Origin of the sequence: Microbacterium sp. 16-032 (assembly GCF_041079455.1) — a bacterium.
In the GTDB taxonomy this organism is placed as follows: Bacteria; Actinomycetota; Actinomycetes; order Actinomycetales; family Microbacteriaceae; genus Microbacterium; species Microbacterium testaceum_A.
Genome location: NZ_JBFYGQ010000003.1, coordinates 224,497 through 250,697, shown reverse-complemented (window position 1 = coordinate 250,697; position 26,201 = coordinate 224,497). Strand labels below are relative to the sequence as shown.

27 protein-coding genes are annotated in these 26,201 nt (G+C 70.1%); 17 read left to right on the top strand and 10 right to left on the bottom strand.

Annotated elements, in window-relative coordinates; all coding sequences use genetic code 11:
- Positions 1 to 2: 2 nt before the first annotated feature.
- Genes AB6V31_RS07485 through AB6V31_RS07475 form a run of 3 tightly spaced genes read left to right on the top strand, consistent with a single transcriptional unit; the run spans position 3 to position 2,860 of the window.
- Positions 3 to 743, top strand: a complete 741-nt coding sequence (locus tag AB6V31_RS07485) for a 1-acyl-sn-glycerol-3-phosphate acyltransferase (RefSeq protein WP_074695122.1) — start codon at positions 3 to 5, stop codon at positions 741 to 743.
- Entirely contained in the window at positions 733 to 1,875 is a 1,143-nt protein-coding gene (locus tag AB6V31_RS07480) for an NAD(P)H-dependent glycerol-3-phosphate dehydrogenase (RefSeq protein WP_074695121.1), read from the top strand. The genes AB6V31_RS07485 and AB6V31_RS07480 overlap by 11 nt, the downstream gene beginning before the upstream one ends.
- The gene (locus tag AB6V31_RS07475; protein WP_279366793.1) at positions 1,775 to 2,860 is read left to right on the top strand and encodes a D-alanine--D-alanine ligase; all 1,086 of its coding nucleotides are present in this window, start codon (positions 1,775 to 1,777) and stop codon (positions 2,858 to 2,860) included. The genes AB6V31_RS07480 and AB6V31_RS07475 overlap by 101 nt, the downstream gene beginning before the upstream one ends.
- Before the next feature lie 126 nt (positions 2,861 to 2,986).
- Here AB6V31_RS07475 and AB6V31_RS07470 read toward each other — a convergent pair whose 3' ends face one another.
- On the bottom strand, positions 2,987 to 3,490 hold the full coding sequence (locus AB6V31_RS07470) for a DUF3515 family protein (protein WP_369364862.1): 504 nt from the start codon (positions 3,488 to 3,490) through the stop codon (positions 2,987 to 2,989).
- 25 nt (positions 3,491 to 3,515) lie between these two features.
- On the opposite strand from AB6V31_RS07470, the gene thiL reads away from it, so the two are divergent.
- Positions 3,516 to 4,520 carry a thiamine-phosphate kinase gene (thiL, locus tag AB6V31_RS07465; RefSeq protein WP_369364860.1) on the top strand — a complete coding sequence of 335 codons (1,005 nt, stop codon included), beginning with the start codon at positions 3,516 to 3,518 and terminating at the stop codon, positions 4,518 to 4,520.
- Between the two features lie 4 nt (positions 4,521 to 4,524).
- Here thiL and rsmD read toward each other — a convergent pair whose 3' ends face one another.
- Positions 4,525 to 5,091: a 16S rRNA (guanine(966)-N(2))-methyltransferase RsmD gene (gene rsmD, locus AB6V31_RS07460; RefSeq protein ID WP_369364858.1), complete on the bottom strand. Its 567-nt coding sequence runs from the start codon at positions 5,089 to 5,091 to the stop codon at positions 4,525 to 4,527.
- Between the two features lie 83 nt (positions 5,092 to 5,174).
- Here rsmD and AB6V31_RS07455 point away from each other — a divergent pair, with 83 nt between their 5' ends.
- The 7 genes from AB6V31_RS07455 (at position 5,175) to AB6V31_RS07425 (ending at position 11,078) form a co-directional block, all read left to right on the top strand.
- Positions 5,175 to 7,349 (top strand): ATP-dependent DNA helicase RecG, encoded by a 2,175-nt coding sequence (locus AB6V31_RS07455; RefSeq protein ID WP_369364857.1) that lies wholly within the window; start codon positions 5,175 to 5,177, stop codon positions 7,347 to 7,349.
- 41 nt (positions 7,350 to 7,390) lie between these two features.
- Positions 7,391 to 7,888, top strand: coding sequence for a pantetheine-phosphate adenylyltransferase (coaD, locus tag AB6V31_RS07450; protein ID WP_074695116.1), 498 nt, complete (start codon positions 7,391 to 7,393; stop codon positions 7,886 to 7,888).
- A 158-nt stretch (positions 7,889 to 8,046) separates the two neighbouring features.
- The gene (locus AB6V31_RS07445; protein WP_369365080.1) at positions 8,047 to 8,541 is read left to right on the top strand and encodes a DUF177 domain-containing protein; all 495 of its coding nucleotides are present in this window, start codon (positions 8,047 to 8,049) and stop codon (positions 8,539 to 8,541) included.
- A gap of 2 nt (positions 8,542 to 8,543) precedes the next feature.
- A complete protein-coding gene (rpmF, locus tag AB6V31_RS07440) occupies positions 8,544 to 8,753 on the top strand; it encodes a 50S ribosomal protein L32 (RefSeq protein WP_013586329.1) in 210 nt (69 codons plus the stop codon).
- A gap of 10 nt (positions 8,754 to 8,763) precedes the next feature.
- Positions 8,764 to 9,456 carry a ribonuclease III gene (rnc, locus tag AB6V31_RS07435; RefSeq protein WP_056230854.1) on the top strand — a complete coding sequence of 231 codons (693 nt, stop codon included), beginning with the start codon at positions 8,764 to 8,766 and terminating at the stop codon, positions 9,454 to 9,456.
- Positions 9,449 to 10,339, top strand: coding sequence for a bifunctional DNA-formamidopyrimidine glycosylase/DNA-(apurinic or apyrimidinic site) lyase (mutM, locus tag AB6V31_RS07430; protein ID WP_369364854.1), 891 nt, complete (start codon positions 9,449 to 9,451; stop codon positions 10,337 to 10,339). Before rnc ends, mutM begins: the two co-directional genes overlap by 8 nt.
- Before the next feature lie 187 nt (positions 10,340 to 10,526).
- Positions 10,527 to 11,078, top strand: coding sequence for a hypothetical protein (locus tag AB6V31_RS07425; RefSeq protein WP_369364852.1), 552 nt, complete (start codon positions 10,527 to 10,529; stop codon positions 11,076 to 11,078).
- Between the two features lie 18 nt (positions 11,079 to 11,096).
- Here the strand turns inward: AB6V31_RS07425 and AB6V31_RS07420 are convergent, their stop codons facing one another.
- Positions 11,097 to 12,176 carry an N-acetyltransferase family protein gene (locus tag AB6V31_RS07420; RefSeq protein ID WP_369364851.1) on the bottom strand — a complete coding sequence of 360 codons (1,080 nt, stop codon included), beginning with the start codon at positions 12,174 to 12,176 and terminating at the stop codon, positions 11,097 to 11,099.
- A gap of 68 nt (positions 12,177 to 12,244) precedes the next feature.
- Positions 12,245 to 12,532: a hypothetical protein gene (locus tag AB6V31_RS07415; protein ID WP_369364849.1), complete on the bottom strand. Its 288-nt coding sequence runs from the start codon at positions 12,530 to 12,532 to the stop codon at positions 12,245 to 12,247.
- 454 nt (positions 12,533 to 12,986) lie between these two features.
- Here AB6V31_RS07415 and smc point away from each other — a divergent pair, with 454 nt between their 5' ends.
- The 4 genes from smc to AB6V31_RS07395 all read left to right on the top strand — a co-directional run bounded on the left by smc (position 12,987) and on the right by AB6V31_RS07395 (position 18,437).
- The gene (smc, locus tag AB6V31_RS07410; RefSeq protein WP_369364847.1) at positions 12,987 to 16,547 is read left to right on the top strand and encodes a chromosome segregation protein SMC; all 3,561 of its coding nucleotides are present in this window, start codon (positions 12,987 to 12,989) and stop codon (positions 16,545 to 16,547) included.
- Between the two features lie 4 nt (positions 16,548 to 16,551).
- Positions 16,552 to 17,424, top strand: coding sequence for a signal recognition particle-docking protein FtsY (gene ftsY, locus AB6V31_RS07405; protein WP_056230868.1), 873 nt, complete (start codon positions 16,552 to 16,554; stop codon positions 17,422 to 17,424).
- A 79-nt stretch (positions 17,425 to 17,503) separates the two neighbouring features.
- Entirely contained in the window at positions 17,504 to 18,004 is a 501-nt protein-coding gene (locus AB6V31_RS07400; RefSeq protein WP_056230870.1) for a DUF2004 domain-containing protein, read from the top strand.
- Positions 18,005 to 18,008: 4 nt separating this feature from the next.
- Positions 18,009 to 18,437: an MSMEG_6728 family protein gene (locus AB6V31_RS07395; protein WP_056230872.1), complete on the top strand. Its 429-nt coding sequence runs from the start codon at positions 18,009 to 18,011 to the stop codon at positions 18,435 to 18,437.
- A gap of 1 nt (position 18,438) precedes the next feature.
- On the opposite strand, the gene AB6V31_RS07390 is transcribed toward AB6V31_RS07395, so the two are convergent.
- The 4 genes from AB6V31_RS07390 to lipB all read right to left on the bottom strand — a co-directional run bounded on the left by AB6V31_RS07390 (position 18,439) and on the right by lipB (position 21,728).
- Positions 18,439 to 18,765, bottom strand: coding sequence for a hypothetical protein (locus AB6V31_RS07390; protein WP_369364845.1), 327 nt, complete (start codon positions 18,763 to 18,765; stop codon positions 18,439 to 18,441).
- Positions 18,762 to 19,931 carry an anion permease gene (locus tag AB6V31_RS07385; RefSeq protein WP_369364843.1) on the bottom strand — a complete coding sequence of 390 codons (1,170 nt, stop codon included), beginning with the start codon at positions 19,929 to 19,931 and terminating at the stop codon, positions 18,762 to 18,764. Before AB6V31_RS07385 ends, AB6V31_RS07390 begins: the two co-directional genes overlap by 4 nt.
- A gap of 127 nt (positions 19,932 to 20,058) precedes the next feature.
- The gene (gene lipA, locus AB6V31_RS07380) at positions 20,059 to 21,063 is read right to left on the bottom strand and encodes a lipoyl synthase (RefSeq protein ID WP_056232290.1); all 1,005 of its coding nucleotides are present in this window, start codon (positions 21,061 to 21,063) and stop codon (positions 20,059 to 20,061) included.
- 26 nt (positions 21,064 to 21,089) lie between these two features.
- Entirely contained in the window at positions 21,090 to 21,728 is a 639-nt protein-coding gene (lipB, locus tag AB6V31_RS07375) for a lipoyl(octanoyl) transferase LipB (protein WP_268104121.1), read from the bottom strand.
- Positions 21,729 to 21,792: 64 nt separating this feature from the next.
- Between lipB and AB6V31_RS07370 the strand changes: the two genes are divergently transcribed.
- Positions 21,793 to 22,341: a TetR/AcrR family transcriptional regulator gene (locus tag AB6V31_RS07370; protein ID WP_268104120.1), complete on the top strand. Its 549-nt coding sequence runs from the start codon at positions 21,793 to 21,795 to the stop codon at positions 22,339 to 22,341.
- Between the two features lie 155 nt (positions 22,342 to 22,496).
- A complete protein-coding gene (ffh, locus tag AB6V31_RS07365) occupies positions 22,497 to 24,041 on the top strand; it encodes a signal recognition particle protein (RefSeq protein ID WP_268104119.1) in 1,545 nt (514 codons plus the stop codon).
- Positions 24,042 to 24,074: 33 nt separating this feature from the next.
- Here the strand turns inward: ffh and AB6V31_RS07360 are convergent, their stop codons facing one another.
- A complete protein-coding gene (locus AB6V31_RS07360; RefSeq protein WP_056230884.1) occupies positions 24,075 to 24,800 on the bottom strand; it encodes an SGNH/GDSL hydrolase family protein in 726 nt (241 codons plus the stop codon).
- A 49-nt stretch (positions 24,801 to 24,849) separates the two neighbouring features.
- Complete coding sequence (locus AB6V31_RS07355; protein ID WP_056230887.1) at positions 24,850 to 26,013, bottom strand: glutamate--cysteine ligase; 1,164 nt, start codon at positions 26,011 to 26,013, stop codon at positions 24,850 to 24,852.
- Between the last annotated feature and the right edge of the window lie 188 nt (positions 26,014 to 26,201).

The window sequence follows — 26,201 nt, the reverse complement described above, 5'->3', positions numbered from 1 at the left end:
CCGTGGCCGCCTCGCCCGAGAAGACGAAGCCGAGCGCCTTCTGGCCGCTCGCGGCGATCATCGTGCCGATCACGGGCCTGTTCGCCCGGATCGAGATCCGCGGGGGCGAGAACCTCCCGAGCGAGGGCGCCTACGTCATCGCTCCGAACCACAACTCGGAGTTCGACCCGGTGATCGTGGCCGTCGCCGTCTGGCGGCTCGGTCGCGCCCCGCGGTTCATGGCCAAAGAGAGTCTGTTCAAGGTGCCCGTCCTCGGTGCGGCGCTCCGTGCCACCGGCATGGTGCCGGTGCCGCGGGCCTCGACCAGCGCGAACCAGTCGATGAAAGCTGCCGAGCAGATCGCCCGCGACGGCCGCGGTGTGATCGTGTACGCCGAGGGAACCCTCACGCGCGACCCCGACCTGTGGCCGATGCGCGGCAAGACCGGGGCGGTTCGCCTGGCCCTCGCCGCCGATCTGCCGCTCATCCCCATGGCGCAGTGGGGCGTGCAGCAGATCCTCCCGCGGTACGGGAAGCTGAAGTTTCCCCGCCGCTCGCACGTCATCGTCGAGTTCGGCCCCGCCATGGACATGAGCGCCTACGCCGCCACGCGCACCCAGCCGGCCACCCTGACGAAGGCCACTGACGCGATGATGAACGAGATCACCGCGATGCTCTCCGGCATCCGGGGTCTTCCCGCTCCCGCGGAGCGCTGGAACCCGTCGCAGCACGGGCAGAACGAGACGGGTCGCCTTGAGTCGTAAGAGCCCCGCGCCGGTCGCCGGACCGAAGGTCGCCGTCGTCGGCGCGGGCAGCTGGGGCACGACATTCGGCAAGATCCTCGCCGACGGCGGAGCCTCGGTGGTCATGTGGGCGCGCCGCCCCGAGCTGGCCGCAGAGATCACCGAGTCGAAGCGCAACAGCCGCTACCTCTCGGGCATCAACCTGCCGCGGACCATGACGGCCACCACCGACCTCGCCGAGGCGCTGAACGGCGCGGAGCAGATCTTCCTGTCGGTGCCGAGCCAGTCGCTGCGCGAGAACCTCGCCGCCATCCGACCCCTTGTCGAGCGCACCGACGTGCCGCTCGTCTCGCTCATGAAAGGCGTCGAGAAGTCGACCGGGCTGCGCATGAGCCAGGTCATCGAACAGGTGCTCCAGTGCGACCCGGCCCGCATCGCCGTGGCATCCGGTCCCAACCTCGCCCTCGAGATCGCCCGCGAGCAGCCCACCGCGGCCGTCATCAGCTCGCTGAGCCCCGAAACCGCCGAGGCCGTGGCCCGCCGCGCGCGCAACAGGTACTTCCGCTCGTTCGTGAACACCGACGTGATCGGCACCGAGTTCGGCGGCGTGCTGAAGAACCTGATCGCCGTCGCGATCGGCATCGTCGACGGCGTGGGCTACGGCGAGAACACGAAAGCCTCGATCATCACGCGCGGCCTCGTCGAGATGACCGACTTCGCCGTGGCGCAGGGCGCCCAGCCCGAGACCCTGCAGGGCCTCGCCGGCCTCGGCGACCTCATCGCGACGTGCCAGTCGCCGCTCAGCCGCAACAACACCGCCGGGCGCCTGCTCGGCCAGGGCTACGGCTACAAAGAGGTCGTGACCCAGATGCAGCAGACCGCGGAGGGCTTGGCATCCGTCGCCCCCGTCCTGCAACTCGCGAAGCAGGTCGGCGTCGACATGCCCATCGTGCAGCAGGTCAAGATGGTGCTCGACGGGACCATGGACCCGCGCGACATCGCACCGCACCTGACGACAGACGACGACCAGCCGCAGGGCGAGAGGACGCAGAATGACCAAACCGGTGGTGGTGGTGCTCTTCGGCGGGCGCTCCAGCGAGCATTCGATCAGTTCCGCCACGGCGGGCGGGGTGCTGCGGGCGATCGACCGTGACCGCTTCCGGGTCATCCCGGTCGGCATCACCCGCGACGGCGCCTTCGTTCTCGAAGACGACGATCCCGACAAGTTCGCGCTGATCCCCGACGCACTGCCCGAGGTGCGCGACAACGGCACGCGCGTTCGTCTGCCCGACTCGACGCTCTCGCGCGAGTGGACGGTGACGGATGCCGAGGGCACCCGCTCCCTCGGAGACGTCGACGTCGTCCTGCCGATCCTGCACGGCCGCTTCGGTGAGGACGGCACGGTGCAGGGGCTGCTCGAGCTGCTCGGCATCCCGTACGCCGGCGGCGGAGTGCTGATGTCGGCGATCGGCATGAACAAGCACGTGACCAAGCAGGTGCTGCGCGCGGCGAACGTGCCCGTGGTGCCGTGGGTCGCGGTGACCCGCGCCGACCTCGCGCGCGATCGCTCGCTGTGGGAGCGCCGCATCCGCGCGCTCGACCTGCCCGTGTTCGTCAAGCCGAACGAGGCCGGTTCCAGCGTCGGCGTCACGAAGGTGTCGCAGTGGGACGACCTCGACGCCGCTCTCGACACCGCGTTCGCCGAGGACGGCCTGGTGCTGGTCGAGAAGGCGATCGTCGGCCGCGAGGTGGAGTGCGGCGTGCTCCCCGGGCGCGATGGCGGACCGGTGCGTGTCAGCGTCGCCGGCGAGATCGTCGTGACGGGACGCGAGTTCTACGACTTCGAGGCGAAGTACCTCGGGGCTGCCGGCGTCGAGCTCGTGTGCCCCGCCGACCTGCGCGACGGCGAGCTCGCCGAGATGCAGCGGATCGCCGCCCAGGCGTTCGAGGCGATCGGCGGCCAGGGCCTCGCGCGCGTCGACTTCTTCTACACCGGCACCGAGTTCTACGTGAACGAGGTCAACACCATGCCCGGGTTCACGCCGATCTCGATGTTCCCGACCTGCTGGATCGCCTCGGGCCTGTCCTACCCCGACCTCATCAGCGACCTGCTCGACGCGGCCCTCGCGAAGGCCTGAGTCGCGGCCCGGCTCGCCGTGCGCAACGGCGGGCCGGGCCGGCGGCGCGCCGTCGCCGGGGTCGGTGACGCCGGTGTGTCGGGAAGAGTCCCGCGGTTGTGCACGCGGGGTCGGACGCGGCGCGCGCTACGGCGTCGGGCTCGGCGAGGGCGGGGCATCGGAGGCCGAGGTGCACACGGCGCCCGTCGACGGCAGGTACTGGCTGATCAGCGGTCCGAGGGCCTGGGCCACATCGGCGCTGCTGGCCTCTTTGTAGTCCAGGTAGACCTGGACCGCGGGGCTGCGCCCGAACGTTGTCAGGGTGTACCGGTTGTCGGCCGCCTGCGACTCGTCGACCAGCCAGTCCACGCCGTTGAACGGGCGACACGGCAGGGTGGACGGGCCGGGGGTCTCGAGCCCGCACGTCATGAGGATCGCGGTGGGATCTCCCCACGCACCGGTCGACTGCGCGTCGGTCCAGCGGCGGTTCTGCCCCGAGATCGTCTGGGGCAGTCGCGAGGTGATCTCGGCGCACGCCGGGTCGTTCGCATTCTTGGCCGGCTGCATCGCGACCGTGGTGCTGCACGCCGCGAGCCCGGGGAGGAGGGCGGCGGCGGCGAGGAGCGCGAGGAGGCGGGAGGAGCGGGGCACCCCTCCAGGCTAATAGCGTGGGGGAGTGACCGACGCCGAGACCACCCGTGCAACCACTGTGGGCGAGCTGTCCGAGGGGCAGATCCTGCGCGGCATCCTGGACCGTCTTCCGCCGTCGACCGCCCCGGTCGGGCCCGGTGACGATGCCGCTGTGCTGTCGGTTCCCGACCGGCGGGTCGTCGCGACGACCGACACGCTCGTGCACGGGCCCGACTTCCGGCTGGCGTGGTCGTCGCCGTTCGATCTCGGTTTCAAGTCCGCGGCGGTGAACCTCGCCGATGTCGCCGCGATGGGTGCGCGACCGATCGCTCTGCTCGTCGCGCTCGCGATGCCCGACGACACTCCTGTCACGTTCGTCCGCGGGTTCGCCGACGGCCTCGCGGCGGCCTGCGCCGAGCTGGCACCGGACTGCGCGGTCGAGGGGGGCGACCTCACGGTCTCGGACACCCTGACCATCGCCGTGACGGCCCTGGGGAGCCTCGACGGCCGCGATCCCGTGCGTCGCTCCGGTGCCCGCGTCGGAGACGGCGTCTACGTGATCGGCGAGCTCGGCGAGGCCGCGCGGGGACTCGAGGTGCTCTTCGGGCGGTTCCGGGATGCCGACGGCACTCCCGTTGTGATCACGACCGAGGCCCGGGCGGCGCTCGGTGCCGACGACGCACGCGGACTGGCTCGCCAGCTCACGCCGCGACCGCCGATCGCGGAGGCCTTGCGCGCCGCAGATGCGGGGGCCACCGCGATGATGGACATCTCCGACGGTCTCGTCCTCGACGCCACGCGTATGGCCGATGCCTCCGGGGTCACGATCGCCCTCGACTCCGCGACCCTCGGTGACGACCCCGACCGCGCGCTCGGCGGGGGAGAGGACCATGGGTTCCTCGTGACGTTCGCCGCCGAAGCGGACCCGCTGGGCCGTCGTGTGGGAACGGTCGTGGCGCGCGGGAGCGAAGCCGTCACCGTCGACGATCATCCCTGGTCGGGCCGGGGCGGCTGGGATCCCTACCGCGACTGGGATGCCGGTCGGGGCTGAGGGATCAGACGCCCCGCGGTCGTCCCCACCACATCGTGGTGTCGCCGTAGGCGCGGTCGCGCTCGGCCTCGAGTCCGGCGGCGGCCCACTCGGGGGCGGCGGATCGCTTCGCCCGCTCGACGATCACCGTGGCGTCGGGGTGCAGGCGCGGCGCGAGCGCGACGAGCGCTTTCGTGAGCTCGTCGTCGGCGAGGTCGTAGGGCGGATCGAGGAAGACGAGGTCCCACTCGAGGGTGGATGCCGAGAGGAACGTCGTGACGTGCGCCTTGTGCACGCGCGCGGGGGCGGTGACGCCGGCCCCCTTCACCCGTTCTGCGTTCTTGCGGATGAGGGCCGCGGCGGGTGCCGACAGCTCGACGAGGTCCGCGGAGGAGGCACCGCGGCTGAGGCTCTCGAGCCCCAGGGCGCCGGAGCCCGCGAACAGATCCGCCACGCGTGCGTCGTCGAGCAGGCCCGCGGACTCGAGCGCTCCGAAGAGCGACTCGCGGACGCGGTCGCTCGTGGGGCGTGTGCCCTTGGGGGGCACGTCGAGGACCGTGCCTCCGGCCAGGCCCGAGATGATGCGCGTCACCTCTCCAGCCTAGGGTCCTCGGTGCGGCGGTCCCGTGCGCGCGAGCGAACGGCGATGTCCGGGGGCCTGCCTAGACTCGGAGCATGCCCGGATTCTCGCTCGCGTCGCGCCTGGACGGCGCCATCGGCGGCAAGACCGCGACGGCATTCGAGAAGGCGTTCGGCGTGAAGACGGTGGGCGAGCTGCTCGAGCACTACCCCCGCCGCTACGCCCGTCGGGGTGAGCTCACGCCCATCGATTCCCTCCCGCTCGGCGAGCCGGTCACGATCGTGGCCGAGGTGGTCAGCGCGAACGAGCGTCGCATGCAGAACCGCCGCGGCTCGCTGCTCGAAGTCGTCATCAGCGACGGCGACGGGCGCATGTCGCTCACCTTCTTCAATCAGCCCTGGCGCCTGAAAGACCTCACTCCGGGGCGCCGCGGCATCTTCTCGGGCAAGGTCGGCGAGTATCGTCGCCAGACGCAGCTGACGAACCCCGACTACGAGCTGTTCGACGACATCGCCGAGGCTCGCGCCGAGGCCGAGGTGACGGCGAAGCGGCCCATCCCGATCTATCCCGCGACGAGCTCGATCCCGAGCACGCTCGTGCAGAAGACGATCTCGCTCGTGCTCGACGGACTCGGAGAGGTCGAGGACCCCCTGCCCGACGACCTGCGAACCCGCCGCGGTCTCCTCCCGGCGCGCGCGGCGTTCGAGCAGATCCATCGCCCCGAGACCGATGACGACATCCCGTCCGCGATCGCGACCCTGCGCATGCACGAGGCCTTCGTGCTGCAGACCGCCCTGCTCCAGCAGCGGCAGTTCGTGCGGGCGCTGTCGGCGACCAGGCGGCCGGCGGCGCCCGGTGGTCTGCTCGAGCGCTTCGACGCGATCCTCCCTTTCGAACTGACCGCCGACCAGCAGAGCGTCGGCGCGCAGCTCGAGGCCGACCTCGTCGCCGACTGGCCCATGAACCGTCTGGTGCAGGGCGAGGTGGGCTCGGGCAAGACGCTGGTGGCGTTGCGCGCGATGCTGCAGGTCGCCGAATCCGGCGGGCAGTCCGCCCTCATCGCCCCCACCGAGGTGCTGGCCGGTCAGCACCTGCGCTCGATCGCCCGCATGCTCGGCCCCGAGCTCGCCCCCGAGGTCATGCCGACCCTGCTCACCGGGCAGATGCCGGCGGCGGAGCGTCGCCGTGCGGCCCTGCGGGTCGCCTCGGGCCAGGCGCGCATCGTCGTGGGCACTCACGCGCTCCTGAGCGCGACCACCACCTTCGCCGACCTCGGCTTCGTCGTCGTCGACGAGCAGCACCGTTTCGGCGTCGACCAGCGCGAGGCGCTGCGCGCCAAAGGCAGTTCTCCGCACACGCTCGTGCTGACGGCGACCCCCATCCCGCGCACCGTCGCCATGACGGTGTTCGGCGACCTCGACGTCTCGACCATCCGCACCATGCCGGCCGGGCGAGCCGGCATCCAGTCGTTCGTCGCCCCGCTCGCCGAGAAGCCCGCCTGGTTCGCCCGCGTGTGGGATCGCGTGGCCGAAGAGGTCGCCCTCGGGCGCCAGGCGTTCGTGGTGTGCGCCGCGATCGACTCCGACCAGCTCACCGCCGACGAGAAGACCGACGAACCGGCGGACGCACCGGCCGCCGCCGCCGAGGGCGCCCGCACGCGGTGGGGTGTCGTGCAGGTCGAGGCGTTGCTGTCGCGATTGCCGACGTTCAGCGGCATCCGCGTGCAGATCCTCCACGGCAAGATGCCCTCCGACGAGAAAGACGCCGTGATGCAGGCCTTCGCGCGCGGAGACATCGACGTTCTCGTCGCCACCACCGTGATCGAGGTCGGCGTCGACGTGCCCAACGCCTCCACGATGGTCATCCTCGAAGCTGATCGCTTCGGCGTCTCGCAGCTGCATCAGCTGCGCGGACGCGTCGGGCGAGGGGGGCTCCCGGGCCTTTGCCTGCTGGTGACCGAAGCCTCGCCCGGAACCTCGGCGCGCTCACGCGTCGAGGCGGTGGCAGCGACCCTCGACGGCTTCGCCCTGGCCGAGGTCGACCTCGACCTGCGCGGCGAAGGTGACGTGCTCGGCGGCGCGCAGTCGGGAGCGCGTTCGTCGCTACGTCTGCTGCGAGTGGTCACCGACGCCGACCTCATCACCGAGGCCCGCGCCGAGGGCGAGAGACTTCTCGCCGACGATCCGGCTCTGCGCCGGCATCCCGGGCTCGCCGCCGCCCTCGAGCGCCGTGTCGGAGTCGAGGAGCGCGCTGCCCTGGCGAAGTCCTGACCGTCGGGTCGCTGCCCCGGTCGCATCGGTAGGCTGGCGGCATGAACCCCCGGATCGCCGTCGTTCCCGGCTCGTTCGACCCTCCCACGCTCGGTCACCTCGATGTGATCCGGCGCGCGGCGGGTCTCTTCGACCAGCTGCACGTGCTCGTGGTCCACAACCCGGGCAAAGAGGCGATGCTCCCCATCGCTCAGCGGCAGAGTCTGCTCGAGCAGTCGATCGCCGAGGCGGGCGTCGAGGGCGACGTGATCGTCGCCGCGTGGAGCATGGGCCTGCTCGTGGACTACTGCACCGAGGTGGGAGCGAAGGTGCTCGTGAAGGGCATCCGTTCGCAGGTCGACGTGGCGTACGAGACGCCCATGGCGATCGTGAACCGCGACCTCGCCCACGTCGAGACGGTCTTCCTGCTCCCCGACCCCTCTCATGCGCTGGTCTCGAGCTCGCTCGTGCGTCAGGTGGCGGGTCTCGGCGGCGATGTCTCGCCTTACGTCCCGCCCGCGGTGGCGCGGTTCCTCGACACCGGCGCCCGCGGCATCTGACACGCTCGGACCGTCGGGCAGGCGACCGTACCGCCGCGCCGACGGGCGACGCCCGGCCCCCGCCCAGGAGCGCACGGGTAGCATTGACGACCGTGAGAACTCGCCGACCCGGACCTTTCCAGCTCCCCGTACGCGACATCGAGCGCCACCCGGGCGAGATGCGCGAACACACGCTCGACCTGCCCACCCCCGAGAAGTGGGGCGAGGGACTGCTCGCGGTCCCCGAGGGCGAGATCCTCGAGCTCGACGTGCGTCTCGAGTCCGTGCACGAGGGCATTCTCGTCTCGGGCACCGTCGACACCACTGCCGTCGGAGTGTGCGGACGCTGCTTGATCGACATCGCCGAGCCTGTCGAAGTCGAGTTCCAGGAACTTTTCGCGTATCCTGGGGACGAAGCGAACGACTTCGACGTTCAAGACGACCACGTGGATCTTGAAAATCTGGTCCGGGATGCTATTGTCCTTTCGCTTCCGTTCCAGCCGGTGTGTCAGCCGGACTGCCCCGGGCTCGACCCGAACACGGGCGAGAGGCTGACGGAAGGCCCCGGCACCACGGAGCAGACGCCTGTCGATCCTCGATGGGCTGCGCTCCAGCAGTACACCCCAGACGACGGCGATGCGCCCCGCGCCGCCCCCAAGACAGAGAAGAGCTAGTCATGGCAGGTAACCCCCCGAAGCGGAAGGTCTCCCGCTCCAACACCCGCTCGCGTCGTGCGCAGTGGAAGGCTGAAGCCCCCGCGCTGGTCAAGACCATCGAGAACGGCAAGGTCGTCTACAGCCGCCCCCACCAGGCGAAGGTCGTCACCGACTCGCAGGGCACCGAGCTCTTCCTCGAGTACAAGGGCCGCAAGGTCGCCGACGTCTGATCGGCGATTCGTGACGCGTAACAACGTCGAGCGCGCAGCGCTCACCGAGAAGCTCGGGGTCGAGATCGACCCCGAGCTTCTTTCTCTTGCTCTGACCCACCGTTCGTTCGCGTACGAGAACGGCGGCATTCCGCACAACGAGCGCCTCGAGTTCCTCGGCGACTCCGTGCTCGGCCAGGCCGTCACGGTCCGGCTGTTCACGCGGCATCCCGATCTCGACGAGGGAAGCCTCGCCAAGCGGCGCGCGAGCGTCGTGTCGACGGTCGCGTTGGCCGAGGTCGCCCGCACGATCGGACTCGGCGACCACGTGCGGCTGGGCCGCGGCGAGATCCTCACCGGTGGGCGCGACAAGGACTCGATCCTCGCCGACACCATGGAGGCGCTGATCGGCGCGACCTTCCTGTCGGCCGGCCCCGACGCGGCGACCGGCATGGTGCTGCGCCTGGTCGAACCGCTTCTCGCGGACCCCGAGCGGTACGGCGCGGCGATGGACCCGAAGACGAGCCTGCAAGAGATCGCGGCCCGACTCGGTCTCGCGGCTCCTGTCTACACGGTCGAGGCGACCGGGCCCGATCACGACCGCCGGTTCACCGCCACCGTCACCACGGGCGACGTCGTGACCACGGGCGTCGGCTCCAGCAAGAAGCACGCCGAGATGGCTGCGGCTCTCACCGCGTGGCGCGAGCTCGACGCGCGTGCCTGAGCTTCCCGAGGTCGAGGTCGTCCGCGCCGGTCTCGAGCCCGCCGTCACGGGCGCCCTCATCTCGTCTGTCGATGTGCGCGACGACCGCGCGCTGACCCGTCACACCGGGGGAGCCGCGCACTTCGAGGCGGAGCTGACCGGCCGACGCATCGCGTCCGCCGTGCGCAGAGGCAAATTCCTGTGGATGCCGGTGGCCGGCGACGAGGCCATCGTCACCCATCTGGGAATGAGCGGCCAGATGCTCCTTCGTGCCCCCGGAGCGCCGGAGGAGCGACACGAGCGCATCCGCATCGAGCTGGCGCACCCGGTGCACGGGCCGCTGTCGGTCGTGTTCGTCGATCAACGCACGTTCGGTTCGCTCGCGATCGACAGCCTGGTCGACACGCCCGACGGCGCTCCCGGCGGTCGCGGCTCGGACCTCCCACGCGTACCGACGCAGGTCGCGCATATCGGCCGCGATCCCCTCGACCCCGCGTTCGACGCCGCACGATTCCGCGCGCGATTGGCCCGTACCTCCTCGGGGATCAAACGTGTGCTTCTGGATCAGACGGCGGCGAGCGGTATCGGCAACATCTACGCCGACGAATCATTGTGGGCTGCGCGCATCCACCCCGAGACCGCGGCATCCGATCTTCCGACGCGCGCGGTGAACCGCCTGCTCGCCGAAGTGCAGGCGGTGCTCGAGAAGGCCCTCGCCGAGGGCGGAACGAGCTTCGACGCCCAGTACGTCAACGTCAACGGGCAGGCCGGCTACTTTGCGCACTCGCTCAATGCGTACGGGCGCACCGGCCAGCCGTGTCCGCGGTGCGGGCGACCGATCGTGCGCGTGTCGTTCATGAACCGGTCGAGCCACTTCTGCCCGCACTGCCAGAAGCGGCGTTGAGAGAAGAGGCGTCATGTGGTTCTCGCGTGCACGTTCCGATACCTCACGGCTCGCAAGGGACATCCGCCCCGCGCAGCAGAACGCGTGACCTCCGGCACCCTACGATGAAGGGATCGCTGGGGGCGGCGAGACGGGAGACCTTTTCCGCGGCGTCCGGTACGGCAATGGTCGAGGGACGGGGCGCGAGTTGACGCGTTACCGAAGAGGGATCATCGCGGTCGTCGTCGCCGCAGGAATGGTCGGACTGACGAGCTGCGGCCCGTCTCGGGCTGACCTCATTCCGCACGACGCTCCCAGCGGTGGCCAGACGCTCAGCGAGGCGCGGTCCGCCATCGCACGGATCCCGGGTCTGACCGTCGACTTCCAGGGTGGGGAACGCGCGAACATCAAGGGGAACACCGGCTACGACATCGCGGTCACGGTCGATCCCGGTTATCGGATCGTCGATGGTCCCGCGCTGGTCACCTTCCTGACCGAATCGGCGTGGTCGGTGCGAAACGGATACCTGCCCAACGCCCAGATATCTCTGACGGTGACGGACGACCCCGCGAACGGTTTCGACGTCGCGAAGGCGGCCGCTGCGGCGGAGTGGATCGAACCGAGAGACCCTGTTCCGGAATCGGAGGGCCTCACCGTGGCCAACGTCGACACTGTCGAGGGATCGCCTGCCCGCGTACGGTTGGGCGATTGGCCGGGCGAGGTGCCGGACGTCCCGACCGGGGTCACCGCCGTGCGATGACAGCGCCCCTCCACTGCGTCACAGCACCTTCTTCCACACCCCTTCGTACGAGATCGGTGCGAAGCCGATGGCCTCGTTGATCGAGAGCATGGGGCGGTTCTCCTCGGCGTTGTAGGTCAGCACGCGGGGCGACCGGGGAGCGACGTCGTTCCAGGCCAGGAGCCCGGCGCACTTCACGAGCATTCCGAGCCGGTGGCCTCGGTGCGACGCGACGACGAGGGTGTCCTCCTGGCTGGTCGCCGCGGTGCGGTCCTTGCCGATGACCAACTCGTTGAAGGCCGCGAGCTCGCCGGTGTCGACGTGCTGGGCGGCGGTGACGAGCATGTGCCGCCCCGCGTCGGTGTAACCCGCTTCGTAGCGGCGGACGCGGGCGGCATCCCAGACCTCCTCGTCGAACTCGAGGTCCGCCGAGGGGGCGTCTGTCACCATGCGGGACTTCATCCACGCGAAGGAGTCGACGAACTCGTCGGGAGTGGGGAGCGCCCACTGAACGATCCGGTACCCGACGGCCGCCTGCTCCGCCTCGGTGAGGAGTTCCTCGAGACGCGGTCGAGCCCCGGCGAGATCAAGCGCGCTCACCCGCACGATCTGCTCGAGCGAGAATCCGGATGCCAGAAGGAACCGCGCCGCTCGATCCCGGGGAATCGAGCCGAACCCCGTCGGCGCCTCGAGGCGCGGTCCCTCGGCGGCGGGGTGCTCGGCCCACGACTGCAGGACGGTACGCCCGTGCTCGCGCGCGATGTTCTCGATGAGCGCGTAGGCGGCGCGCCCGATTCCGTGCCCCCACGCGGAGCGGCGCAATTCGATGAGCCAGAACCCGGTGCGGGCGCCCTCCTCCTGCGGGAAGTCGAGACCCACGCGCCCGACGACCTCGCCGTGGTGAACGGCGATCCACGCGAATCGCTTCATCTCGGGTCGGGGTTGGTAGAGCGGGAGGAGTTCGTCGGCGGGCATCGACGAGTCGTCGTGGCCCGAGATCTCGGAGGAGATCAGGTTGCGGAGGCGGACCATCTCGCGGAAGTCCGTGGCATCCGGAGCATCGATCCGGGAGGGGATGTGAAGAGGGCGCAGCTCGAGGCCGGCGGGGAGGGAAGTCACTGGAAGGTCTTTCGTCGGATGAGAAGAGGGTGGGGGTGGGGTCGACTCGAAGGCCGACCCCACCGGGATCAGAACGGCGGGCGGCTGAACGCCGCGGCGCTCTGCCAGGCCTGCTCGCGGCGGGCGCGCTCGGCGGCCGCGTCGCGGGCTCGAAGAGCCTCGACTGCTCGGGTGTCGAGGGCGCGGGCTCTGTTGGCATGCCGGTTCAGCAGCCAGAGACCCAGACGCAGCGACAGGCGGTCGAGCAGACCCAGCGGCCGGTACGCCGTCGTGTCGAACGTGATCGTCGAGGGGGTGGGCGGGGGGGAAGGCGCGGCCGAGGAGTGCTGCGGCGCGCGCGTGAACAGGGCATTCATGCGGAAGCTCCGTAAGAAGATCTAGCGAGGGAGAGACGCGTCGAGCAGACAGCTCACGCGGGGGCGGACGCAGAGGGTCCAGGTGGCCGACGTCGAGAAGACGGGGCTCACGAGAAGCGGAGACGACGAGGCGTCTCGACGCGACGAACTAGCCCTGACGAGGGGGCATGCCGACGGCGGTGGTCACTCCCGTGGCGTATGCGGAGAGCACGGGGACGGCGGTGAAGCCTGGGGCGGTGAAGCCGGTCGTGGTGCGAATCATGGAAGTAACCTCCTTTCGACGTCGGTTGCGACCTCAGACGCTAGCGAAGGCTGTCAGCGAATGTCAAGCTCTCGCTCAGATTCGGATGGACGCCGGGCGCGTCGAACTCCGCGCGCCGGCCCGCCGCCGCGGAATCCCGCGGTTTCTCGGCTACCGTGAACACGCGGGTCGATCGAGCGGAAGGCGGGTGACATGCACCTGAAGAGCGTGACGCTCAAGGGCTTCAAGTCCTTCGCCCAGTCGACCACCTTCGCGCTCGAGCCGGGGGTGACGTGCATCGTCGGCCCGAACGGCTCGGGCAAGTCCAACGTCGTCGATGCGCTCGCCTGGGTCATGGGGGAGCAGGGGGCGAAGACCCTCCGCGGCGGCAAGATGGAGGACGTCATCTTCGCCGGCACGTCGACGCGAGGCCCCCTGGGTCGCGCCGAGGTGCAGCTCACCATCGACAACGCCGACGGGGCCCTCCCGATCGACTACAGCGAGGTGACGATCAGCCGCACGCTGTTCCGCACCGGCGCGAGCGAGTACGCGATCAACGGGCAGACGTGTCGACTTCTCGACGTGCAGGAACTCCTCAGCGACTCCGGCCTCGGCCGCGAGATGCACGTCATCATCGGGCAGGGACGCCTCGACACCGTGCTCCAGGCGTCGGCGGAAGACCGGCGAGGCTTCATCGAAGAGGCCGCGGGCATCTTGAAGCACCGCCGCCGCAAAGAGAAGACCGTCCGCAAGCTCGAGGCGATGGAGACGAACCTCACGCGCTTGAGCGACCTGGCGGGCGAGCTGCGTCGGCAGCTGAAGCCACTGGGCAAGCAGGCCGAGATCGCTCGCGAAGCCGCCACGATCGCCGCCGTGGTCCGAGACGCGAAAGCGCGACTGTACGCCGACGAGCTCGTCCGTCTGCGCGCCGAACTGGCTGACGCCGCACGCGCCGAGAGCGAGCGCCACACCGAACGCCTGGGCCTGCAGGAGCAGTCCGAGGGAGTCCGCGGACGAGTGGAGCGCCTCGAACACGACCAGCGTTCGGAGGCCGTCGATCGTGCGCGCAGCGTTGCCTTCGCCCTCGAGCAGGTGCAGGAGCGACTCCGCGGGCTCTATACGCTCGCGGGCCAACGACTGACACTCCTCGGCGACGACGAGACCGACGGAGCCGGGTTCTCGCCCACCGTCACCCAGTCGATGATCGACGACGTCCGCGCCGAGATCGACGAGATCGCGGCGGGCCTCGGAGATGCGCAGGATGCCGCGGCTGAGGCGGCCCGCGCCGTGACGCGCGCCCGCAGCGACCTCGACGCGCTGGACGTCGACATCGCTGCGCAGAGCGCCCTCGTGTCGGAGCACGACATGAAGATCACGAGCCTACGGGGCGCGGCGGACGCCGCGAACTCCGCCCTCGCCGCCGTGCGCGCCGGGGTCGAACGCCAACAGCGGGCGCTCGACGCCGCTCTCGTTCGACGGGCCGAGGCCGAGCAGGCGCGAGCCGAGCTCGACCCCGACGTCGTTCCCGAAGCCTCCACCGCCGAGCACGCGGCCGCCTACGAGCGCGCGCAGCGCGACGCCAACGACGTCGAGGCGCGAGTCGCCGCACTCCGCGAACGGCTTCACGCGGCTGAGCGAGAGCGCGACGCGCTCACGGCCCAGACCACGGCGCTCGGCCGTGCTCTGGATGTCCGCAACGCGGCCGCCGAGCTGATCGCGGCGGGGGGTGCCGGCATCCGGGGTCTGGTCGGCGACGACGTAAAGGTCAGAGCGGGGTACGAGGCGGCGGTGGCCGCGGTGCTGGGCACCCTCGCCGAGGGACTGCTCGTCGACGACGCGGCGTCCGCCTTCACCGCCGCGCACACCGCGGCCGAGGCCGATCTCGGTCTGGTCGAGATCGTCTTGGCGCACGCTCCCGGGCCGGATTCGTCCGGGTCCGTGCTCGAGGGAGCGATCGCCGCGGCGGATGTCGTGACGGCGTCGGCCGGGGTGCTCGGCATCCTGTCTCGCGTTCTCATCGTCGACAATCTCGACGCCGCGCGCGCGGCGCAGTCGAACCTCGCGAACGACGTGACGGTGGTCACGCGCGCCGGCGAAGTCGTGACCGCGCGGACCGTCCGCGCCGGCTCGGGGTCGGGGCGCTCACGCCTCGAACTCGCCGCCGAGAGGGATGCCGCCGCCGAGCGACTCGACGAGATCGTCGTGATCGCCGACTCGCTCCGCGAGGCGCTGGCCGACGAGCAACGCGCCCAGGTCGATGCGCGTCAGCGCACGAAAGACGCACTCTCGACGCTGCGCGCCCACGACGCGGCCCTCGCGGCCCGCGCCGAGAAGGTCAATCGGGTGACCGTACGCCACGAGGCGGTGGTCGCCGAGTGCGATCGCCTGGCCGCGGGTCTCGCGCAGACCGAGACGGCTGTCGCCGAGGCCGAGGAGGCGGCGCGCCGCGCCGACGAGACCCTCACCCGCGCGCTCGAGGCGCCGCGTCCCCTGCTCGACGCGTCGGCCCGCGAAGGTCTCGCGGCCGAGGTCGACGCCGCGCGGGAGGGCGAGATGCGCGCACGGCTCGACATTGAGACGCTGAAGGAGCGTGTCCGCGCGGGGGAGGCCCGTATCGTCCAGCTCGAACAGCAGCGCGAGCGCGAGCGCTCCGCGGCCGCGGAAGCCGCCCGGCGTGCGGTGCTGCGTCGCGCGCAGCGAGAGATCGCCGCCGAGGTCGCAGGTCACCTCCCGGCCCTGCTCGACTCGGTGGACCGCTCGGTCAGCCAGGCGCGTGTCGAGCTCGCGGCCGCGGAATCCGCCCGCACGGCGATCACCGCAGAGCTCGCGCGGGCGCGCGCCGACGAAGCCCTCGTGCGCGAGCGTCTCGCGCGGTTGACCGAGAGCGTGCACGGGCTCGAACTCCAGATGCACGAGAAGAAGCTGCACGTGACGGGGCTGCTCGAACGCGTCCAATCCGAACTCGCCCTCGACGAGAACATTCTCGTTTCGGAATACGGTCCCGACCAGCCGATCCCCGCCGAAAACACCGAGGCGGGGGTCCCGTTCGAGCGGGCCGCGCAGAAGCGCAGACTGCAGGATGCCGAACGCAAGCTCTCACAACTCGGCCGGGTGAACCCGCTGGCGCTCGAGGAGTTCGCCGCTCTCGAACAGCGGCACGCCTTCCTCACCGAGCAACTGGCGGATCTGCAGCAGACCCGCGCGGATCTGCAGACGATCATCGCCGACCTCGACGAGCGCATGCAGACGATCTTCGTCGCGGCCTTCGAGGACACGCGGGCCGCCTTCACCGAGATCTTCCCGATCCTCTTCCCCGGAGGCGCGGGGAGCATCTCGCTCACCGACCCCGACCACCCGCTGACGACCGGCATCGAGGTGGCGGTGCGTCCGGTGGGCAAGAAGATCGAGCGGCTGTCACTGCTGTCGGGCGGGGAACGCTCGCTCGCGGCGGTGGCCTTCCTCACGTCGATCTTCACGGCGCGACCGAGCCCCTTCTACATCCTCGACGAAGTGGAGGCGGCACTCGACGACGCGAACCTCGGCCGCCTGCTCGGGGTGTTCGAGAAGCTCCGCGCGAGCAGCCAGCTCATCGTCATCACGCACCAGAAGCGCACGATGGAGATCGCCGACGCGCTGTACGGGGTGTCGATGCGTCAGGACGGGGTCTCAGCCGTCGTCGGTCAGCGGGTCGGCGATCGCGCCGCCGCCGGCGCCGAGGCGACTCCCGCGGCATCCGTCGACGCCGCCCGTGACGAAGCCACCCCCGTAAGCTGAAGCAATGGCTGAGAACTCCTGGTCGCTGGGCCGCGCGCTGCGCGGACTGTTCGTCAAACCCACGATCGACGAGACCACGTGGGACGACCTCGAGACCGCTCTGCTGACGGCCGACTTCGGCCCCGACGTGACCGAGCGCCTCGTCGACGAACTCCGCGAGAAGGTCGAGCGCTTCCGCACGACCGACCCGCGCGACCTGCAGCGCATGCTCCGCGAGACGCTCGAGGAGCATTTCGCGAAGTTCGACACGACGCTGCGACTGACCGAGCGCCCCGCGGTGGTCCTGGTCGTCGGCGTCAACGGCGTCGGCAAGACCACCACGATCGGCAAGTTCGCGAAGTTCCTGCAGCGCTACGGCCGGACCGTCACGGTCGGGGCCGCCGACACCTTCCGCGCCGCCGCCGTCGATCAGCTGGCGACCTGGGCCGAGCGCGGGGGAGCGACGATCGTTCGTCCCCAGCACGAGGGTCAGGACCCGGCATCCGTCGCCTTCCAGACCGTGGCGCACGCGAAAGAGACGGGCACCGAGATCGTCCTCGTCGACACCGCCGGTCGCCTGCACACCAAGGGCGGCCTCATGGACGAGCTCGGAAAGATCAAGCGCGTCATCGAGAAGCAGGCGCCCATCAGCGAGGTGCTGCTCGTGCTCGACGCGACGACCGGTCAGAACGGCCTGATGCAGGCCCAGGCCTTCCTCGACAGCGCCGGGGTCACGGGACTGGTGCTCACCAAGCTCGACGGTTCCGCGAAGGGCGGCTTCGTCCTCGCGGTGCAGGAGCGCACCGGCATCCCGGTGAAGCTCCTCGGCCAGGGCGAGGGCATCAACGACCTCACCGGTTTCACCCCGCACGTCTTCGCGGCCTCGCTCGTCGACTGAGCCCCGCGCGCCTTTACCGCACGCACCGACCGTGGCGGGTCGTCTTCCCGAACACCGGGCGGACTGCTTACATGGAGGCATGGCGATCGAGCACGACTTCTTCGGACTCCTCGAGTCGGGCCCCGACGGGTCGATCTTCTGGAGCGAGAACGTCGAGTTCGGCGACCAGAGCGTGACCGTCGATCTGACCGCACCCGACCAGGACGACGTGTCGGTCGAGGCGCTCGATGTCGCGGCATCCATGGTCTCCTCACTCGAGTCGATCGACCTCGCCGCGCGCAACGCCATGGTGAACGAACTCGATTCGCGCACCAGCGAGGTGACCGAGTACATCCTTCAGCAGCAGGCGACCCTCGGCGAGGAGCTCGAGGACCTTCTGACGGACGTCTCGGGCGACACGCACATCGACGTCATCAAGGCGCTGCAGTTGATGAGCATGACGATCCTCGCCGACGAGCACGGGGGTGCCGACCCCTTCGCCGTCCTCGAGTACGCGCTGGACCCCGACGCGACCGACGACGTGCTCCTGGTGAACCTCGCCTCCGACGGCAGCGTCCAGTCGGTCACCAGCGCCGACTGAGCGCGTGCAGACCTTCCTGCCGTACCCCTCGTTCACGGCATCCGCCGCCGCCCTCGACCTCAAGCGCCTGGGCAAGCAGCGTGTCGAGACGTTCCAGCTGTTGCGCGCGTTGACCGTACCCGACCATGGCTGGCGTCATCATCCGGCGGCGAAGATGTGGGACGGACACCTGCCGGCACTCGTGTCGTACGGCCTCGTCATGACGGACGAGTGGATCGCCCAGGGCCGAGCCGACACCGTCCGAGAGAAGATCCGCGTCTTCGCGCCCGAGGTCGACGGCCTCACGCAGAACGAGCTCGACCTCCCGCCCTGGATCGGAGACGAGGCGTTCCACCTCGCGCACCGCTCCAACCTCGTGCGCAAGGACCCCGAGTTCTACGTCCCCCGTTTCGGGGACGTCGCCGACGACCTGCCGTACGTCTGGCCGGTCTGATTCACTTCCCGTGGAAAAGCGGGATCACCAGGTAGATCCCGTAGACCACCGCGGCGGCGACGCCGGCGAAGCAGACGAGACCGGCCATGGTAGCGGGCAGCGGTCGCGGCGTCTCGCGCGGCGCGACCACCGCGGTCGGTCCTTCGGGGTCGTCTCCATCCGGCACTCGAACGTCGGGGGCGCCGACGGCGAAGAATCGGATGCCGAGGGCGTACAGCCCCACGATGATGAGGGTGGCGGCCAGCCCCACCACGAAGACGAGCAGCATCGACCCTGCTTCGCTGCCGAGCCAGCCCGAGGCGCCGGCGCGTTCAAGGGGAGTGATCACGCGCGTTCTCCTTCGGTCTGGCGCTGGCCGATGCGATCGGCATCCACCGCCTCATCGTTGACGTTCTCGGCCGACACCGGGCGTCGGCGAGCGAGCAGGAACAGGCCCACGCAGACGGCCAGGCCGCCCACCAGCACGACCATGAGGCCGGCGATGCCCGACGAGGCCGCCCATGCGGCGCCTCCGCCGACGACGGCGGCCGCGGGCAGCGTGACGACCCACGCGAAGGCGATCCGGGTGACGACGTTCCAGTGCACCGACGCGAGACGCTTGCCGAGACCCGAGCCGATCACGGCGCCGGAGGTGACCTGCGTGGTCGAGAGCGGGAAGCCGAGGGTCGACGAGATGAGGATGGTCGAGGCGGCGCTCGTCTCGGCTGCGAAGCCCTGCGGAGGTTTCACATCGGTGATGCGCTTGCCGACCGTGCGCATGATGCGCCAGCCGCCCAGGTAGGTACCGAGGGCGATCGCGAGGCCCGCCGACAGGATGACCCACAGCTGCGGACCGGTGCCCGCCTCTTGGAAGCCGGCGACGATGAGGGTCAGCGTGATGACACCCATCGTCTTCTGGGCGTCGTTGGTGCCGTGCGCCAGCGACACGAGCGAGGCCGAGACCGTCTGGCCGTGACGGAAGGCGGTGGACGATCCGGCGACGGTCGCCATCTTCGTCACGCGGTACACGAGATAGGTCGCGGCGAGGGCCACGATCCCCGCGATGAACGGCGACAGCAGCGCGGGCAGCACGATCTTCGACAGCACCCCTCCCCACTCGACGGCCTGGACGCCGACGCCGATCACCGCGGCGCCGATGAGGCCGCCGAAGAGGGCGTGGGTCGAGCTGGAGGGCAGCCCGAGCCACCAGGTCAGCAGGTTCCACACCACGGCGCCCATGAGCCCCGCGAAGATCATCGGCACGGTGATCTGCGGAAGCCCCTGGTCGTTCTGAGCGAGGATCCCCTCCGACACCGTCTTGGCCACCGCGGTCGACAGGAACGCGCCGACGAGGTTGAGGATCGCGGAGATGAGCACCGCGACTTTGGGTTTCAGCGCGCCCGTGGCCACTGACGTCGCCATGGCGTTGGCGGTGTCGTGAAAGCCGTTGGTGAAGTCGAAGAAGATCGAGAGGGCGACGACGAGAAGGACGGGGACGAGGACGGTGAGATCCACCGCGACTCCGATCGAGGGGTGATACCGGAAGCGGGTCGGTTGGCCCGGCGACACGGTAGACCTCGGCGGTGAACGAAGTGTTCCCTATCCCGTGGGAGCGGAGAGGTCTACTCTCCGGTCTGCGCGCTCACACCGCCTGCGCGAAGCCCGCGTCGACGGACGCGATGTCCTTGGCCAGGTGCGCGAGGTGCGGAGGGATCTCGCGGCCCTTGGACACCATCGACTGCGCCCACAGGCGTCCGGCGCGGTATGACGACCGCACCAGGGGCCCGGCGAGCACGCCGAGGAAGCCGATGCGCTCGGCCTCTTCCTTGAACTCCACGAACTCGGCCGGCTTCACCCAGCGCTGCACGGGGAGGTGGCGCGGGGTGGGGCGCAGGTACTGCGTGATCGTGATGATGTCGGTGCCCGCCGCGTGCAGGTCTTCGAGGGCCTGGACGACCTCTGCGGGCTCTTCGCCCATGCCGAGGATGAGGTTGGACTTGGTGATGAGTCCCGCCTCTCGCGCCGCGGTGAGCACGCCGAGGGAGCGTTCGTAGCGGAACGCCGGGCGAATGCGCTTGAAGATGCGGGGCACGGTCTCGACGTTGTGCGCGAAGACCTCGGGTCGCGACGAGAAGACCTCTTCGAGGTGCGCCGTGTTGCCCGAGAAGTCGGTCGCGAGGATCTCGACCCCGGTACCCGGGTTGTCGGCGTGGATGCGGCGCACGGTCTCGGCGTGCAGCCACGCGCCCTCGTCCGGCAGGTCGTCGCGGGCGACGCCGGTAACGGTGGCATAGCGCAGCTGCATCCGGGTGACGCTCTCGGCGACGCGGCGCGGTTCGTCGCGGTCGTAGTCGGCGGGTTTACCGGTGTCGATCTGGCAGAAGTCGCAGCGGCGCGTGCACTGCGAACCGCCGATGAGGAAGGTCGCCTCGCGGTCCTCCCAGCACTCGAAGATGTTGGGGCAGCCCGCCTCCTGGCAGACCGTGTGGAGTTCCTCGGTCTTCACGAGGTTCTGCAGGGCGGTGTACTCGGGGCCCATCTTGGCCTTGGTCTTGATCCACTCGGGCTTGCGCTCGATCGGCGTCTCGGCGTTGCGCACTTCGAGGCGCAGGAGCTTGCGGCCGTTCGGAGCGGTGGATGCCGGCACCCCGGCGTTCCCGGTTCCGCAGGCGCTCACGCGGCCACCACCGCGTCCTCGGCGCGGAAGACGCGCTCGATCGCGGGGACGAGGTCGGCGGGGGAGACGTCGGCGCCGAGCACCTCGCTGACGGTGGTCACTCCGGCATCCGTGATCCCGCAGGGGACGATGTGGCGGAAGCCCGCGAGGGTGTTGTCGCAGTTGACGGCGAAGCCGTGCATGGTCACTCCTTTTTCGACGCGGACTCCGATCGCCGCGACCTTGTCCACACCGAGGGGGCGCCGTACCCAGACGCCGCTTCGTCCCTCGACGCGGAAGCCGTCGACGCCGAGGGCGCCGAGAGCGTCGATGAGCAGGGCTTCGAGGCGTCGGACGTGCGCGACGACGTCGATGGGTTCGGGGAGCCGCACGATCGGATACCCGACGAGCTGGCCCGGGCCGTGCCACGTGATCTTCCCGCCGCGGTCGACGTCGATCACGGGGGTGCCGTCGTCGGGGCGTTCGTGCGCCTCCGTGCGCTTTCCCGCGGTGTACACCGCCTCGTGTTCGAGAAGGAGCAGGGTGTCGACGCGGGCTCCCGCGACGACGTCGGCGTGGATGCGACGCTGACGCGCCCAGCCGTCGAGGTAGGGAACGTAGTGCGGGGACAGGCCCACCTGCTGGATGTCGATCATCGACCGCCTCCGATGTTGGATCGCGTCCAACAATACACGCGAGGCGCGCCCGTAGGCTGGGGCCGTGACCCCTGAACCTCGAAGCGGACGACCGCGCGCCTCCTCGCGCGAAGTGCTCTCCGAGGCGGCCTGCGAACTGTTCCTGGAGCAGGGCTACGACGCGACCAGCGTGTCCGACATCACCCGCCGCGCGGGAGTGAGCCGGTCGAGCTTCTTCAACTACTTCTCCGCCAAGAGCGACGTGCTCTGGTCGGGATACGACGAGCAGGCGGATACCGCGATCGAGCGCCTCCGCGAAGGCCAGCCGGTCGCCGAGTGCCTGCTGGCGATCGGCGCGGGTCTCGCACCCGACGCGCTCGCCCTCGCGATCACCAACGCCGACGCCATGGGCATCTCCGTCGAGCTCGACCGCGACCGGGCCGTCCGTCAATTCCGGCTGCAGCGGGAGCTCGCGGCGCGGTTCGTGCGGGATGGCACGCCGGAGCTGGCCGCCCAGGTCCGCGCGGGCGCGCTCTCGGCCGCCGTCCTGGCCGCCGTGTGGGCGTGGGCGGACCGCACCGCCGCCGGGCGGCCCCTCGCCGAAATGCTGGACGCCGCGCTCGCTCTCGCGTGACGCGACAGGGCCGTCCGCCCCACCCCCGAGAGATGGCCGGGGTCAGCGGCATCCCTCCGAGGAGGGTTCGGGTTCGGCGGATTGCCCGCGTCGAGCCCCTGGCGGGTGAGTGTGCGGCGGCGAACGCGGCGCGCCCCGCGTAAACTCGTCACATCATGGCGACTTTCGGCACCCTCTCCGACCGGCTCACAGAGACCTTCCGCAATCTCCGGAAGAAGGGCCAGCTCACGCCCGCCGACGTCGACGGGACGGTGCGCGAGATCCGCCGGGCCCTCCTCGACGCGGACGTCGCGCTGCCCGTTGTCAAGGAGTTCACCGCCGCGGTGCGCGAGCGCGCCCTGGGCGACGAGGTCAACCGGGCGCTGAACCCCGCGCAGCAGGTCGTGCAGATCGTCAACGACGAGCTCATCGGCATCCTGGGCGGTCAGCAGCGTCGCCTGCAGTTCGCCAAGAACCCGCCGACGGTCATCATGCTCGCCGGCCTCCAGGGATCCGGTAAGACGACCTTCGCCGGCAAGCTCGCCAAGATGCTCGAGAAGGACGGCCACACCCCGCTCCTCGTCGCGTGCGACCTCCAGCGTCCGAACGCCGTCAACCAGCTGCAGGTCGTCGCCGAGCGCGCCGGAGCCGCGATCTACGCTCCCGAGCCCGGCAACGGCGTCGGCGACCCGGTCAAGGTCGCCCGCGACGGCGTCGCGTACGCCACGCGTCAGCAGCACGACATCGTCATCATCGACACCGCCGGTCGCCTGGGAGTCGACGCCGAGCTGATGAAGCAGGCGTCCGACATCCGAAAGGCCACCGAGCCCGACGAGGTGCTCTTCGTCATCGACGCGATGATCGGTCAGGACGCGGTGAACACCGCGAAGGCGTTCCAGGACGGCGTCGACTTCACCGGCGTCGTGCTGTCGAAGCTCGACGGCGACGCCCGCGGTGGCGCCGCGCTGTCGGTCGCCTCGGTCACGGGTCGCCCCATCATCTTCGCCTCGACCGGTGAGGGTCTCGACGACGTCGAGCCCTTCTACCCCGACCGCATGGCATCCCGCATCCTCGACCTCGGTGACATCCTCACCCTGATCGAGCAGGCGCAGTCGGCCTTCGACGAGGCCGAGGCGATGAAGGTCGCCGAGAAGCTCGCGACCGAGACCTTCACGCTCGAGGACTTCCTCGAGCAGATGCAGCAGATGAAGAAGATGGGCTCCATGAAGAAGATGCTCGGGATGCTCCCGGGCATGGGAAACATGAAGCAACAGCTCGAGAACTTCGACGAGCGCGAGATCGACCGCACCGAGGCGATCATCCGCTCGATGACTGTCGCCGAACGACGCAACCCCAAGATGCTCAACGGCTCGCGCCGCCTGCGCATCGCCCGCGGTTCGGGCATGACGGTCACCGACGTCAATCAGCTCGTCCAGCGATTCGACCAGGCCGCCAAGATGATGAAGACCGTCGCGCGCGGCGGGGTGCCCAACATCCCCGGCATGGGACCTGTCGGCGGCAAGCCCGGCGCGTCGTCCAAGCGCGGCAAGCAGCAGAAGGCGAAGGGTTCGCGTTCGGGCAACCCCGCCAAGCGCGCGGCCGAGAACGCCGGTATCACGGCATCCGCACCGGCTACCGGCTCGGGCTTCGGCCTGAGCGGGCAGGCGGCGCCGAGCGAGGCCGATCTCGCCGAGCTGCAGAAGATGCTCGGACGCGGCTGACGCCATCGCCCGGGGGAGACCCCGGCGTCCGCCTCAGGGCAGGACGTCGGCGTCCTGCAGGGCGGACATGACCGTTTGCTCGATCGCGCGCTGACCGCGCGGGGTGGGGTGGACGTCGTCCTCCTGCATCCACTCCGGGTGGCCCGCGAGGGGCTGCCCGACGTCGATGAAGGTTCCCCCGACCTTCTCGACGGCGTCCTTGAGCGCGTCGGAGGTCACCTTCGTGTCGGTGGGGACGTCGGCGTCGTCGTTCCAGATCGTGCTCAGGCCAATGATGCGGGCATCGGGAGCGGCCCCGTGCAGCTGGTCGACCGTGTCGGCGGTGTCGGTGCGGATCTCGTCCTCGTCCTCCCAGAAGTCGTTGCTGGAGGACTCGACGACGAGCAGCTGCGGCTGCAGAGCGGCGACAGCGGGAACCAGGCCGGCGTAGGCGGTTCCGCAGTCGCCCTGCGCCACGAAGCCCATGCCCGGGCAGGCGAGGTTCGTCAGCGACACGTGGGCGCGTGCGGAGAGGAGTGTCGGCCACGCCTGCTGCGGTTCCAGGCCGAAGCCCGACATGAGGGAGTCTCCCAGGGTGACCACCCGCAGGGGCCCCGTCGGCGTCGACGACGGCGACGGGCTCGCCTCGAGCGCGGGGGCGGCGAAGGTGGGCAGGGCAGCGGGGTCGGCGGGGTCGGCGGCGCAGCCGGCGAGCATCGCGACCACGCCTGCGGAGAGGGCGGTCAGCGAAGCCACGGTGGCGCGGCGTCCGAAGGTCATGACGCGATCCTAGGTTCGCGCACCTATGAACGAGCGCGGAGGTTCACCTCTAGACGCGCAGGGCCGCGAGGTGCTCGCGCAGGGTCGGGCCCCCGCGGAACTCGCGGATGAGGTGCTGCACCACCTCGCGCAGATCGCCGTCGGCCGCGTCGGCGACCGCGATCTGCCGCGCCGAGCTGCCGCCCGTGGCGAGGATCGTCTCGAGGCTCGCGAACTCCTTCGCGCACTTCAGCTCGAGGGCGATGTCGGCGAGCTCCTCCATCGTCTCGCGCAGGTGCTCGACCACGGGGCGCTGCGTCCCCTCGCGGTCGACGATCACGCGCGCGTCGAGACCGTAGCGGGCCGCGCGCCACTTGTTCTCGCGGGCGTACCAGGGCGGGATGCCGGGAAGTTCGCCCCCCTCGTCGAGCAGCCGCGAGAAGTGCTCGACGAGCGTCTGCGCGAGCGAGGCGACCGCGGCCAGCTCGGGCAGGGTCGACATGCCGTCGCAGGCGCGAATCTCGATCGTGCCCCACTTGGGCGCCGGACGGATGTCCCAGCGCACCTCGCTGGCATCCGCCATCACTCCGGTACGGACCATGTCGTCGAGGTAGCTCTCGAAATTGCCCCACGAGTCGAGCTGCCAGGGCAGGCCCGCCGTGGGGAGCTGCTGGAAGACGAGAGCGCGATTCGATGCGTATCCAGTGCGCTCGCCCGCCCAGAAGGGGCTGGATGCCGACAGCGCCTGCAGATGGGGGAGGTAGACGTTCAGTGCGTTGACGATCGGAATGACCTTCTCGACGTCGTCCACGCCGACGTGCACGTGGATGCCCCAGATCATCATGTTGCGCCCCCACCACTGGGTGCGCTCGATGAGCGAGTGGTAGCGCGTCTTGTCGGTGACCTCCTGGTCGAACCACTGCGCGAAGGGGTGACTGCCGGCGCACAGGATCTCGACCCCGCGCGGCTCGGTCTCGTCGCGCAGGGCGCAGATGGCGTCGGCGATGTCGTCCACGGCCTCGGCGACGGTGTGCCCGACGCCGCTGGTCACCTCGACGGTGTTCGTGAGCAGCTCACCGGTGACCGTGAACCGCTCGAGCGCGGTCTTGTCTTCGAGCTGGTCGAGGATCTCGGGCGCGCGGGGGACCAGATCGCCCGTCTCGCGGTCCGCGAGCATGAGCTCCCATTCCAGACCCACGGACGAACGCGTCGATGCAGCGAACGGCAGCCTCATGCGGCTCAGTCTGACACGGGGGTCGGATGCGGGGATCCTCCGCTACCCTTCGAGACGCCGCGTGTCGCGGCGCGTCGCGTGTCACCGCGAGGCCCGGGGATCTGGCAGAATAGAGGGCTGGACCCGCTACTCGACCCTCTATCCAGTATCGGTCCACCCTTTTGAGCTTCCGCCGGGTGTGCACCCCA

Bases quoted from the DNA above. Each gene is read 5' to 3' on its own strand.
- AB6V31_RS07445 (WP_369365080.1), top strand. From the start codon at position 8,047: ATGCGCGAACACACGCTCGACCTGCCCACCCCCGAGAAGTGGGGCGAG.
- AB6V31_RS07475 (WP_279366793.1), top strand. From the start codon at position 1,775: ATGACCAAACCGGTGGTGGTGGTGCTCTTCGGCGGGCGCTCCAGCGAG.
- lipB (WP_268104121.1), bottom strand. From the start codon at position 21,728: ATGATCGACATCCAGCAGGTGGGCCTGTCCCCGCACTACGTTCCCTAC.
- AB6V31_RS07355 (WP_056230887.1), bottom strand. From the start codon at position 26,013: ATGAGGCTGCCGTTCGCTGCATCGACGCGTTCGTCCGTGGGTCTGGAA.
- AB6V31_RS07400 (WP_056230870.1), top strand. From the start codon at position 17,504: ATGGCGATCGAGCACGACTTCTTCGGACTCCTCGAGTCGGGCCCCGAC.
- ftsY (WP_056230868.1), top strand. From the start codon at position 16,552: ATGGCTGAGAACTCCTGGTCGCTGGGCCGCGCGCTGCGCGGACTGTTC.
- coaD (WP_074695116.1), top strand. From the start codon at position 7,391: ATGAACCCCCGGATCGCCGTCGTTCCCGGCTCGTTCGACCCTCCCACG.
- rpmF (WP_013586329.1), top strand. From the start codon at position 8,544: ATGGCAGGTAACCCCCCGAAGCGGAAGGTCTCCCGCTCCAACACCCGC.
- AB6V31_RS07415 (WP_369364849.1), bottom strand. From the start codon at position 12,532: ATGAATGCCCTGTTCACGCGCGCGCCGCAGCACTCCTCGGCCGCGCCT.
- AB6V31_RS07360 (WP_056230884.1), bottom strand. From the start codon at position 24,800: ATGACCTTCGGACGCCGCGCCACCGTGGCTTCGCTGACCGCCCTCTCC.
- smc (WP_369364847.1), top strand. From the start codon at position 12,987: ATGCACCTGAAGAGCGTGACGCTCAAGGGCTTCAAGTCCTTCGCCCAG.
- AB6V31_RS07455 (WP_369364857.1), top strand. From the start codon at position 5,175: ATGCCCGGATTCTCGCTCGCGTCGCGCCTGGACGGCGCCATCGGCGGC.
- ffh (WP_268104119.1), top strand. From the start codon at position 22,497: ATGGCGACTTTCGGCACCCTCTCCGACCGGCTCACAGAGACCTTCCGC.